The sequence below is a fragment of the Frankia sp. CcWB3 genome, from assembly GCF_977927595.1.
Genome location: NZ_CDWRCK010000009.1, coordinates 21,686 through 34,243, shown reverse-complemented (window position 1 = coordinate 34,243; position 12,558 = coordinate 21,686). Strand labels below are relative to the sequence as shown.

Sequence of the window (12,558 nt, the reverse complement as noted above, 5' to 3'; positions counted from 1 at the left end):
GGGTTCGAAACGCCCAAGTTATTTCATTTCGACTCCATGGCGGTCACCGCGGCGAGGAGCCGCCAGGCAGCCGCCTTATCGAGCGGCTCATTGCCATTTCCGCATTTGGGCGACTGGACGCACGACGGGCACCCCGCCGGGCACTCACACGCTTCGATCGCGTCCCGGGTCGCAGCCAGCCAGGCACCGATTCGGAGAAATCCCCGTTCGGCGAAACCCGCCCCGCCGGCGTGTCCGTCGTAGACGAAGACGCTGGTGCGTTCGGTGTCCGGATGGCGCGCGGTCGAGACACCGCCGATGTCCCAACGGTCACAGGTCGCGAACAGCGGGAGCAGACCGATCGCCGCGTGTTCGGCGGCGTGGACGGCGCCGGGGACGTCCGCCGGCTCGATCGCGGCTCGGGCAAGCAGGTCGTCGGACAGCGTGTACCAGACGGCCCGGGTTCGCAGCTGACGCGGCGGCAGATCGAGAGGCTCCTGCCCGAGCACCTCGCCCGTCGCGATCAGTCGCCGCTGGTATCCGACGACCTGGCTGGTGACCTCGACCACGCCGAGGTGCACCTCCACCTCGGGCAGCACCCGGGATCGCGACGACTCCACCACCCTGATGTCGGTGTGGTCACGCGCGGTGGTCGTCCATTCCGGCGTCGACTCGCATACGAACGCGACGGATTCTTCGTGGTCGAGGTCCTCGACCACGAAGCTCGATCCCTGGTGAAGATAGACCGCACCAGCGTGCACCGTCGTGTGCGAGGTCGCGGCGTCCACAGTGCCCAGGAGCCGGCCGGTCCGCGCTTCGACGATGCGAACCGGTGGTCCTCCCGCCCCTCGGATGTCCACATCCGGCCGGGCCCGTTGCGTCCAGAACCAGCCCGTGGGCCGGCGGCGCAGCCGTCCTCGGCGGACCAGGTCGTCGACGGCGAACGCAGCGGTCGGTCCGAACAACGCCAGATCCGCCTCGGTCAGCGCCAACTCGGCCGCGGCGCACTCCAGGTGCGGAGCGAGCACGTAGGGATTGTCGGGGTCGAAGACGCTGGCCTCCACCGGCCGTCCGAAGACGGCTTCGGGATGATGCACCAGGTAGGTGTCAAGCGGATCGTCCCGGGCGACCAACACGGCCAGCGATCGCCGGCCATCCCGCCCGGCGCGCCCGGCCTGCTGCCAGAGCGAGGCGAGCGTGCCAGGAAAACCGGCGGTGACGGTGGCGTCCAGCCCGCTGATGTCCACCCCGAGCTCGAGTGCCGGCGTCGCGGCCGCCCCGAGCAGGGCGCCCGAGCGGAGATCCTCCTCCAGGGCCCGTCGCTCCTCCGGCAGGTAGCCCGCCCGATACGCCGCCACCCGGTCGACGAGGTCTGCAGCGATCCGACCGAGTTCGCGGCGGGCAGTCACCGCCACCACCTCGGCGGCCCGTCGCGAGCGGACGAAGACCAGGGTGCGCACACCGTCCGCGACGAGGTCCGCCAGCAGATCCGCGGACTCGGCGGTCACCGACCGGCGGACGGGGGCGCCGTTCTCGCCCGGGCCGGGCGCGGAGGTCGGGTCCTCCCGGTCCGGCGAGCTCTGCCCGGCCGTGAGCAGCGGAGGTTCGTAGAGCACGAAGTCCAGTGGCCCCCGCGGAGATCCGTCGACGTCGACCACCTCGACCTCCACGCCGGTGAGCCGTGCGGCCAAGACCCCGGGATCGGCGACGGTCGCGGACGCGAGCAGGAACACCGGATCGGTCCCGTAGCGCGCGCAGATCCGCCGCAGCCGGCGGATCACCGCGGCCACGTGTGCGCCGAATACCCCTCGGTAGCCGTGGCACTCGTCGACGACGACGTAACGCAGGCCGCGCAGGAACTGGGCCCACCGCCGGTGGAAGGGCAGGATGCCACGGTGGAGCATGTCGGGGTTGGTCAGGACCAGGCCGGCGTGCGCCCGGACCCAGTCCCGTTCGGCCGCCGGCGTGTCCCCGTCGAACGCGGCGGCCCGGATACCGGTGAGCCGCAGCGACCGCACGGCTCTAAGCTGGTCGTGGGCCAGCGCCTTCGTGGGCGCCAGGTAGAGTGCCCGGGCACCGGGCTCGGCGAGCAGCCGGGACAGCACCGGCATCAGATAGCCAAGCGACTTGCCCGAGGCCGTGCCGGTCGCCAGCACCACGCTGCGCCCGGCGTACGCGGCCTCGGCGGCAGCCGCCTGGTGGCTCCAGGGGCTCGCGATCCCGGCGGCCGTCCACCGTCCCCGCAGGACCGGATCGATCCAGTCCGGCCATGGCGCCGGGCAGCCGTCCCGGGCAGGGACGCGCTCGATGTGCGTCATGCACCGCGCTCGTCGCACGTCGCGGCGCAGCCCGGCAAGGGCCGTGTCCGCACCGTCGACATCCACCGGCGAGCCCACGACGATCGAGGATATGCGTCTCGACGCGGTCACGGCGCCCTTCAGCCGGACAAACCCCCGGAGCATCGCCCTCTCGGGCCCCCGGCCGACCGAGCCCGAGGATCCCGGATCCCGGTCCGGGGAACATCTCGGCGTGGCTACGGGCAGCGATGCCGACGACAAGACGACAGGCGGACCACAGAGTGTCCCCGCGGGACCAGCTGCGTCGAAACCGCCGATGCAGTCGGTCGACCCCCACACGAGCGCCAAGATCGGGGATACATTTCATCAGACGTCATCAGCCGGCGACGCCGCAACACCGGACCCGCGATCTGTGTCGCGGCACACCGGATTGATCCTCCTCGTGGGAGGGTAATGGCGCCGTGATGTCGGTCGCCCGAAGCACGGGACGGCCGGAGGCACACAAGGAGGATCCGTGGACCTGTCCCTCACGACACGCCAAGAAGGCAACCACACGGTCGTGGTGGTGGGCGGCGAGATCGACGTCTACACCGCGCCGAAGCTTCGCGAGCAGCTCATCGATCTCGTGTCCGGGGGGTCATACCACCTCGTCGTCGACATGGAAGGCGTCGAGTTCCTCGATTCGACGGGCCTCGGGGTCCTCGTCGGCGGGCTCAAGCGGGTGCGTGCGCACGAGGGTTCACTGCGTCTGGTCTGCACTCAGGAGCGCATCCTGAAGATTTTCCGGATCACCGGCCTGACCAAGGTCTTCCCCATCCACTCCTCCGTCGAGGAAGCCCTTGCCGCGAGCGACTGAGCCGGACATCACTCTTTCGCGAAAGGCAGGCCCGCCGTATGCCCACCGTTGAGCTGCGGTTCGCTGCCCTGAACGGGCACGTTCGTACCGCCAGGATGATCGCGACGGCGGTCAGCCGGCGCGCAGGAGTTCCGGTCAGCGCGGCCGATGAGATCAAACTTGCGGTGACGGAGGCATGCACCCGAGCGGTGCGCGTCAACCGCAAGCATGCGCCGCAGGCCCCGGTGCATGTCGCGCTCATCGACGGCGCCGATTCCTTCACCATCACGGTGGCCGACTGCGGTAGAACCGGAGACGAAGTCGCCCCCGGTCCGGACGGTGGCCTCGTCACCGCGACCACCCTGCTCGAACTCGAATCCGAGTCGACTCAGCCGCCAGGTTGGGCGGAACCGGCGGACGACGATCTCTCGGAGGACAACTCCGGTTTCCCACCGGGGCTCGGACTCGCCCTCATCGAGGGACTCGTCGACGAGATCGAGATCAGGCGCGGCCCCGACGGCGTGGGTACGGTTGTCGCGATGACCTGGCACACCGGCGCCACATCGGATCCCTGCGAATCCGCGGTGTAGGACCTCTCCGGTCTCCCTGCCTGGGCCTGGCGACTGTTCCAGCCTCCGACCGTGCCGCCATGTGCCCCGCGCCAGGTTCCGAAGGCGGGGCACCTAGAACCTGACATTGAGGTGGAGCCACGGCGCCAGTCTGCCATGTCAGCAATAGCACAAGTGATCTTTTTACACCGAATATTCCCGAATCGACCCGTTTCCGGATTATCGCCAGGGCGGTGAGAGGTACCCGAGAGCACGCGACCCGGGCCGCCGCTACCGAAAAACGAGCGCACGTCACAGACGTGTGGATAGACTCCGCCGCATCTCATGGACGGCTGATCCAACCATCCGTGATTCCCTTGGTGCTCCCCGCGAGACCGGTCAGATGTCTAGAAATGGGAAGAATCGGCCGATCTCGCCCAAAGCGTCGCCGGATGCGGCGCGTGACCGTGACCGTCTCGATGCCGTGGCGACCGCCGTGAGGGCGCCCAAGAGCACCGGCACCCTCACGGAGGGCGCACAGAGCAGACCGGGAGGAGCCATGTCCTCGATCCAAGCCCTACAGGCCGAGGGTGCTGGAATTGACCTTAGCGGCAGAGCCCTCGGACTGGTCGCCGGTGTGGCGATAGTCGCAGCCCTCGCATTGCTTGTTGCCGGTTATCTGGTTCGTGAGGTATTGGCGGCGAGTCCGGGCACCCCGAGGATGGTGGAGGTCGGCCGGGCGGTCCAGGAGGGCGCCGAAGCCTATCTCAGACGGCAGTTCACCACACTCGCGGGATTCGTCGTCGTCATCCCCTTCGTACTACTGCTCCTGCCAGCCGAGAACACTGGAGCAAAGATCGGTCGGTCGATCTTCTTCGTGGTCGGTGCGATCTTCTCCGCGTTGGTCGGATCCGTCGGGATGTCGCTGGCGACCCGGGCCAACACCCGCACCGCGGCCGCCGCCATGACCCGAGGGGAACGAGCCGCCGTCCGCATCGCCTTCCGCACCGGCGGGGTGGTGGGGATGTTCACCGTCGGTCTCGGGCTCCTGGGGGCGGCGGCTGTGGTCCTCGTCTTCCGGGACACCGCCCCCCAGGTCCTGGAGGGATTCGGATTCGGCGCCGCTCTGCTCGCGATGTTCATGCGAGTAGGCGGAGGGATCTTCACCAAGGCCGCCGATGTCGGGGCGGACCTGGTTGGCAAGGTGGAACAGGGGATTCCCGAGGATGATCCCCGCAACGCCGCGACGATCGCCGACAACGTCGGCGACAACGTCGGCGACTGCGCCGGCATGGCCGCCGACCTGTTCGAATCCTATGCGGTGACGCTCGTCGCGGCACTGATTCTCGGGGTCGAGGCGTTCGGCGAACGCGGCCTGGTGTTCCCCTTGCTCATCCCAGCGGTCGGGGTTGTGACCGCGGTCATCGGAATCTTCGCGGTGTCGCCGCGGGCCGGTGACCGCACCGGAATGTCCGCCATCAACCGGGGTTTCTTCATCTCCGCGGTGGTGTCCGCGGTCGGCATCGTCGCCGTCTCGCTGCTCTACCTCCCGGCGAGCTTCGCCGATTTCCCCGGGATGCAGGGGAGCACCCAGTCTGGCAATCCACGAGTGATCGCGATCGGCGCGGTCCTGATCGGGATCGTGCTCGCCGCCGCCATCCAGCTGCTCACCGGGTATTTCACCGAGACCGGCCGGCGGCCGGTGCAGGACATCGCAAAGGCGTCGCTCACCGGACCGGCCACCAACATCCTCGCCGGAATCGGGGTAGGTCTGGAGTCGGCGGTCTATTCTTCGCTTCTCATCGGTGCCGCGGTCTTCGGCGCCTACCTGCTCGGCTCCGGCAGCGTCACGATCGCGCTGTTCGCGGTGGCGCTGGCGGGGACCGGTCTGCTGACGACGGTGGGTGTCATCGTCTCGATGGACACCTTCGGGCCGGTGAGCGACAACGCGCAGGGCATCGCCGAGATGTCCGGCGACATGGACGAGGCGGGCGCAGCCATCCTCACCTCGCTCGACGCCGTCGGCAACACCACCAAGGCGATCACGAAGGGCATCGCGATCGCCACCGCGGTGCTCGCCGCCTCCGCGCTGTTCGGCTCGTTCACCGACACCGTGACGACGGCTCTCCGCGACGCCGGATCGCTGCCCGAGGCGGGTCGGGGCATCGTTGGCGGCCTGAACATCGCCTACCCCGACGCGCTGGTCGGGCTCACCATAGGGGCATCCGTGGTCTTCCTGTTCTCCGGGCTCGCGATCAATGCGGTGGGCCGCGCGGCCGGGCGGGTCGTCCTGGAGGTGCGCAACCAGTTCCGGTCCAGGCCTGGAATCATGACCGGCGACGAGAAGCCGGATTACAGTACGGTCGTCGACATCTGCACCCGCGATTCGCTCCGTGAACTGATTACACCGGGGACGCTGGCGGTTCTCGCCCCGATCGCGGTCGGTTTCGGCCTGGGATACCCGCCGCTCGGCGCGTTCCTCGGCGGCGCCATCGCCGCCGGCGTGCTGATGGCCGTGTTCCTCGCGAACGCCGGCGGGGCCTGGGATAACGCGAAGAAGATGGTCGAGGACGGCAACCACGGCGGAAAGGGTTCGGAGGTCCACGCGGCCACGGTGATCGGCGATACCGTGGGAGATCCATTCAAGGACACCGCCGGCCCTTCGATCAACCCACTGCTCAAGGTGATGAATCTGGTCAGCCTGTTGATCGCTCCGACAGTCGTGAAGTACTCGGTGGGCGCGGACGAGAACACGGGGCTGCGCATCGGTGTCGCCCTCGCCGCCCTCGCCGCCATCGCCGCCGTGATCATCATCTCCAAGCGACGGAGCTCAATGATCAACGATGTGCCCGCTATGACACAATCGACACCGACCCTCAGCGAGAAGATCAACGCCTGACCCACATCGTTCCGTCACCGCCGACCCCCGCGGCTCGCACGAGGCCACGCGGGTCGGCGGCGCTGTTTCGCACCGATGGAACCTCGGGAACCGGTGGAACCTCGGGATGCGGGATCGGCACCGCCCGTGGGCCGGGTGATGCGCCGGCGGACCATCCGCGCCACCCACATCGGATCGGAGAAGCAGTGGGTGAGCGTCGGGCTACGGTCGCCATACCGGGACGGGAGGATCCGCGAGACGGAATGGCGGCGTACGGTGCTGCGAGGCACCGCTCTCACTCCGACGGCCGCCACCCGCACGACCACCGTCCGCCGGACACCCGTACCGCCCCCGCCAGATCCAGTAACGCGCTCCGCCTCCGCAACATCCGCCATGTTCGAGACCTACGCTCCGTAGAAGCAACCTACGCTTTCGCCCCACAGAGCACTAAAACGAGCACGTCGCACCGAGGAGAGAAGTGCCAGCGCGCACGAAGACGACGACACGGGCGACCGCGCGGTCATCCGCACCGGTCGCCGAGCCCACCGAGGCCGGGCTCCCGCCGGAGACCGGCTCGAGCGAGGCATCCGCCGACGTACCCGTCGGCGCCACCAGCCGGACGGCAAACAGCAGGACGGCGAACGGGCGAACGGGGACTGGCCATTCGGAGAACGGCTCAGGCGGGGCCAGCGGCGCCCACGGCAGCCGCGCCACCGGCTCCGGCCGGGGCCCGGGCAACCGCCTGGTGATCGTGGAGTCGCCGGCGAAGGCGAAGACGATCGCCGGCTATCTCGGTCCGGGGTGGCAGGTCGAATCCAGCATCGGGCACATCCGTGACCTCCCGCGCAGTGCCGCCGATGTCCCGGCCGCGCACAAGGGCAAGCCGTGGGCTCGGCTCGGCGTCGACGTCGACAACGACTTCGAACCGCTCTACATCGTGACGCCGGACAAGAAACCGCAGGTCAGCAAGCTCAAGGCGCTCGTGAAAGACGCCAGCGAGCTCTACCTCGCGACGGATGAGGACCGCGAGGGCGAGGCCATCGCCTGGCATCTGCTCCAGACGCTGAAGCCGACGGTGCCGGTCAAGCGGATGGTGTTCCACGAGATCACCCCCCAGGCGATCCAGCGGGCCGTCGACAATCCGCGCGAGATCGACAAGAACCTGGTCCACGCTCAGGAAACGCGTCGCATCCTGGACCGCCTCTACGGCTACGAAGTCTCTCCCGTACTGTGGAAGAAGGTCATGCCGAGGCTGTCGGCGGGCCGGGTCCAGAGCGTGGCGACCCGCATCCTGGTGGAGCGGGAACGTGCCCGGATGCGGTTCCGCTCGGCAGAGTACTGGAACATCGAGGGCCTGTTCGGGACGACCGTCGCCCGCCAGGCGTGGTCGGACGCGGACGGCACACCGGGGTCCGGGCCGGGCGGACCCGGCACCGGATCCGCCCGCGGCGACGGGGTCGAGAAGGCCCCGCTCCCGGCGACCCTGGTCGCCCTGCACGGCAACCGGATCGCGACGGGCCGTGACTTCTCCCCGACGGGGCAACTCGTCTCCTCCGGGGTGACGCGGCTGGACGAGGCCGCCGCCCGGTCGCTGGCCGAGCGGCTCGCCGACGCCGCATTCACGGTGCGCTCGGTGGAGACCAAGCCCTACCGCCGTTCGCCGTACCCGCCCTTCATGACCTCGACGTTGCAGCAGGAGGCCGGCCGTAAACTGCGTTTCTCCAGCCAGCGCACGATGCAGGTGGCGCAGCGGCTGTACGAGAACGGCTACATCACCTACATGCGGACGGACTCGACGAACCTGTCCGAGACCGCCCTGACCGCGGCCCGCGCGCAGGCGGCGAGCCTGTACGGGCCGGAGTACGTGCCGGCACGCCCCCGCACGTACGCCAAGAAGGTCAAGAACGCGCAGGAGGCCCACGAGGCCATCCGACCCGCCGGGGACCACTTCCGGACCCCGGGTGAGGTTCGTGGCGAGCTCGACGTCGACTCCTACCGGCTCTACGAACTGATCTGGCAGCGGACGGTGGCCAGCCAGATGGCGGACGCCCGCGGCACGAGCGCCACGATCCGGCTCGGCGCGACCTCGTCCGCCGGGGAGGACGCCGAGTTCTCGGCATCGGGGAAGGTCATCACCTTCCCCGGCTTCCTGCGCGCCTACGTCGAGGGCGCCGACGATCCAGACGCGGAGCTGGAGGACCGGGAGCGGCGGCTGCCGGACGTACGCCAAGGCGACCCACTGACCACCCGCTCGCTGACCCCCCGCGGGCACACCACCAGCCCGCCGGCGCGCTTCACCGAGGCCAGCCTGGTCAAGACGCTCGAGGAGCTCGGGATCGGTCGGCCGTCCACCTACGCCTCGATCATCGGCACCATCCAGGACCGCGGCTACGTGTGGAAGAAGGGCTCGGCCCTGGTGCCGAGCTTCGTCGCGTTCGCTGTCGTCGGCCTGTTGGAGGACCACTTCACCCGGCTGGTCGACTACCGGTTCACCGCGACGATGGAGGACGACCTCGACGACATCGCCGCCGGCACGGCCGCCCCGACCGACTGGTTGACCCGCTTCTACTTCGGAACCGGCGACGGCACCGACCCGGCCGCCGACGGACTGAAGCATCTGGTCAATAAGCGGCTCGGAGAGATCGACGCCCGCGAGGTGAACTCGATCCCCCTCGGCGAGACCGACGACGGCACCCTGCTGGTCGTCCGGGTGGGCCGCTACGGCCCCTACGTCCAGCACGGGGAACGCCGTGCCAGCGTGCCGGACGATCTCGCACCGGACGAACTCACCGTCGGCAAGGCGCTGGAGCTGCTGGCCGCGCCCAGTGGCGACCGGGTGCTGGGAATCGACCCGGCGTCGGGGGCGACCATCACGGCGAAGGCGGGTCGCTTCGGCCCCTACGTCACCACCGACACCGACCCGCCGCGCACGTCCAGTCTGCTGCGTGGCATGTCGTTGGAGACGCTGACCCTCGACGACGCCGTGCGGTTGCTCACCCTTCCGCGCATTCTGGGTGCGGGGGAGGACGGGGAGGAGGTCACCGCCCAGAATGGCCGCTATGGCCCATATGTGAAGAAAGGCACCGAAAGTCGGTCGTTGGAATCCGAGGATCAGTTGTTCACCGTGACCCTGGACGAGGCCTTGGTGCTGCTCTCCCAGCCCAAGGCCCGCGGTCGGCGCCAGGCCGCGCAGAGCCCGCCGCTGCGAGAGCTCGGGACCGACCCGGCCAGCGGCAAGCCGATGGTGGTGCGGGATGGCCGGTTCGGCCCCTACGTCACCGACGGTGAGACCAACGCCAGTCTGCGCAAGGGTGACACGGTCGAGACGATCACCGATGAGCGTGCCGCGGAGCTGCTGGCAGACCGTCGGGCCCGCGGACCGGCCACCGCGAAGCGTTCTGCCCGGGGCACCGCGAAAGCCGGCACCGCCAAGACCGGCACCGGCACCGCGAAGACCGGCCCGAAAACCACCAAGGCCAAGCCGGGTACGGCGAAGACCGGCACCGCGAAGACCGGCACCGCCAGGTCCAAGACCGCCCAGACGGTGACGGACGACGGCGATGGCTCCGATGGCTCCGGTAGCTCGTCGTCCAGTGGCACCCGCCGGACGGACTGATGGCGCTGCCGATCGGTAGGAGCCCTGGAGAACCTGGAGAAGCGGACGCGCCCCGGGTGGTTTCCGAGGTCACGGCGTTCACTGTCGGCGACTTGGAGTCCACATCTGGTGACACAGGGCCGTCCGATGTGACCGGCAGGTCCACCACCCCGGTCGAGACGTCCGGAGGAGACCCTGTGGCCACCGACCATGCAGCCGGGCATCGGGACGCCGGGCGGCGCCCACCCCGGCCCGTCCGGCGACCGCGGGCCCACCGCTCGCCGAGCAGGCATCCGGTGACGACGGTTCCCTCACCGCCGCTGCCGTCCGCCATCGCCGCCGGAGGCGACAGCGACATCCGTGCCGTCCTGCGGATCCCCGCGTTCCGCCGGATGTGGATTCAGCTCAGCCTGTCCAGCCTGGGTGACTGGATGGGTCTGCTGGCAACCACCGCACTGGTGACCCAGCTCCAGGAGAGCTTCTCCGGGCAGGCGTACGCCATCGGCTCGCTGCTGATCGTCCGGTTGATGCCGGCCCTGATCCTGGGCCCACTCGCCGGTGCCCTCGCCGACAGGCTAGACCGCCGGCTGACCATGGTCGTGACGGACGTCATGCGGTTCGGGCTGTTCATGTCGATCCCGATCATCGGAACGCTCGAGTGGCTGCTCATCGCCTCGTTCCTGGTGGAGGCGGTCACCCTGGTGTGGGCGCCGGCGAAGGACGCAAGCGTCCCGCACCTGGTCCCCAAGAAGCAGCTCGCAGCCGCCAACACCCTCAGCCTGATCATGACTTACGGCACGGCCCCGATCGCCGCGACGATCTTCACGATGCTTGCGACGATCTCACGGACGCTCGGCTCCAGCGTGTCGTTCTTCCATGACTCCTCGCTCGACCTCGCGTTGTACTTCAATGCGGCGACGTTCCTCGGCTCGGCAATCGTGATCTGGGGACTGAAGGGCATCGGACGGGCCGCGCGGCCGGAGACCGGCCCCGAGCCCGGGTTCCTGGCCTCCATCACCGAGGGATGGCGCTACGTCGGCCAGGACAAACTGGTCCGCGGACTCGTCGTGGGCATCCTGGGCGGGTTCGCCGGCGCCGGCTGCGTCATCGCCCTCGGCCGGCTCTACGTGGAGATCTTGGGCGGCGGCGACTCCGCGTACGGGGTGCTCTTCGGCGCGGTGTTCGTCGGCCTCGCCGCCGGCATGGCCGCCGGTCCCAGGCTGCTCGGCGACTACAGTCGGACTCGCCTGTTCGGCGTCTGCGTGACCGGGGCGGGTATCACCCTGGTGATCGTCGCGATCATCCCGAACCTGGTCATCGCCTGCATCCTCGTGGTCGCGGTGGGGGCGTTCGCCGGCGTGGCCTGGGTGACCGGATACACCCTGCTCCAAGCCGAGGTCTCCGACGAGCTGCGGGGGCGCACCTTCGCCCTGGTGCAGTCGCTGGTCCGCATCGACCTGCTGCTCGTGCTCGCCGCCGCGCCCGGGCTCGTTGGCCTCATCGGCTCGCACGAGATCCATCTGTGGGGCGACATCAACGTCCGCGCGGACGGCGTCACCGCGGTCCTGCTCGCCGGCGGGCTGCTCGCCGTCGCGGTCGGCCTGTTCGCCTATCGGCAGATGGACGACCCGACCGGAGCCGCGGTCTGGCCCGAGCTGTGGAACGCGCTGCGCGGCCGGCAGCCGGCGGCCGTACGTCCCCGCCACGCCGGCCTGTTCATCGCGATCGAGGGCGTCGATGGCGCCGGCAAGAGCACCCAGGTGGAGCTGCTGCGGACGTGGCTCGCCTCCTCCGGCCGGGAGGTGGTGGTGACCTCCGAATCCGGCGGCACCGCGCTGGGAGCGGGCCTGCGGGAACTGCTCCTCGACCCGACGGTACGGCTGCACGCCCGGACCGAGGCGCTGCTGACCGCGGCGGACCGCGCTGAACACGTCGCGCGGGTGATCGAACCCGCGCTGGCCCGGGGAGCGATCGTCATCACCGATCGTTACGTCGACTCGTTCATCGCCTTCCAGAGCGTGAGCCGGGCCATCGGCACCGACGAGCTGTCCGTCCTCGCCCAGTGGGCGACGCACGCGCTGCTTCCCGACGTCACGGTCCTGTTGGATCTGCCGGCAGAGATCGTCCTGCGCCGCATGCGGATGGCCGCGTATCCCGGTCCGCCGCCGGGGCCGCCGGACGGCCCGGCCGAGGCGGACGACGCCGGGAAGTCGACCTTCCATGGCCGGGTACGCGAGGCGTTCCGCCGGCTGGCGCAGAAGGAGCCCGATCGTTATCTTCCGCTCGACGCGACGCGGTCACCGGAGGAGATCCACGCCGAGATCCGCTCGTTCATGGCCAGCCGCATCGATCGGCTGGCCGTCCCGCTCGGTGTGCTCTGACCGACGCGCTCCGGACCGACGCGCTCCGGACCGATGCGGCTTGGG

The 12,558-nt window shown here is 69.5% G+C and carries 6 protein-coding genes; 5 read left to right on the top strand and 1 reads right to left on the bottom strand.

The annotated features are described in order from the left end of the window. Positions 1 to 23 precede the first annotated feature (23 nt). Positions 24 to 2,441, bottom strand: a complete 2,418-nt coding sequence (locus tag ACY5KJ_RS01680; RefSeq protein WP_462185865.1) for a DEAD/DEAH box helicase — start codon at positions 2,439 to 2,441, stop codon at positions 24 to 26. Between the two features lie 349 nt (positions 2,442 to 2,790). Here ACY5KJ_RS01680 and ACY5KJ_RS01675 point away from each other — a divergent pair, with 349 nt between their 5' ends. The 5 genes from ACY5KJ_RS01675 (at position 2,791) to tmk (ending at position 12,513) form a co-directional block, all read left to right on the top strand. Next, positions 2,791 to 3,132, top strand: coding sequence for an STAS domain-containing protein (locus ACY5KJ_RS01675; protein ID WP_462185864.1), 342 nt, complete (start codon positions 2,791 to 2,793; stop codon positions 3,130 to 3,132). A gap of 38 nt (positions 3,133 to 3,170) precedes the next feature. Continuing rightward, positions 3,171 to 3,701: an ATP-binding protein gene (locus ACY5KJ_RS01670; RefSeq protein WP_462202610.1), complete on the top strand. Its 531-nt coding sequence runs from the start codon at positions 3,171 to 3,173 to the stop codon at positions 3,699 to 3,701. Positions 3,702 to 4,218: 517 nt separating this feature from the next. Beyond that, positions 4,219 to 6,558: a sodium-translocating pyrophosphatase gene (locus ACY5KJ_RS01665; protein ID WP_462202608.1), complete on the top strand. Its 2,340-nt coding sequence runs from the start codon at positions 4,219 to 4,221 to the stop codon at positions 6,556 to 6,558. Positions 6,559 to 7,015: 457 nt separating this feature from the next. Beyond that, positions 7,016 to 10,153 (top strand): type I DNA topoisomerase, encoded by a 3,138-nt coding sequence (topA, locus tag ACY5KJ_RS01660; RefSeq protein ID WP_462185860.1) that lies wholly within the window; start codon positions 7,016 to 7,018, stop codon positions 10,151 to 10,153. Between the two features lie 176 nt (positions 10,154 to 10,329). Further along, entirely contained in the window at positions 10,330 to 12,513 is a 2,184-nt protein-coding gene (gene tmk, locus ACY5KJ_RS01655; RefSeq protein WP_462202606.1) for a dTMP kinase, read from the top strand. Positions 12,514 to 12,558 lie beyond the last annotated feature (45 nt).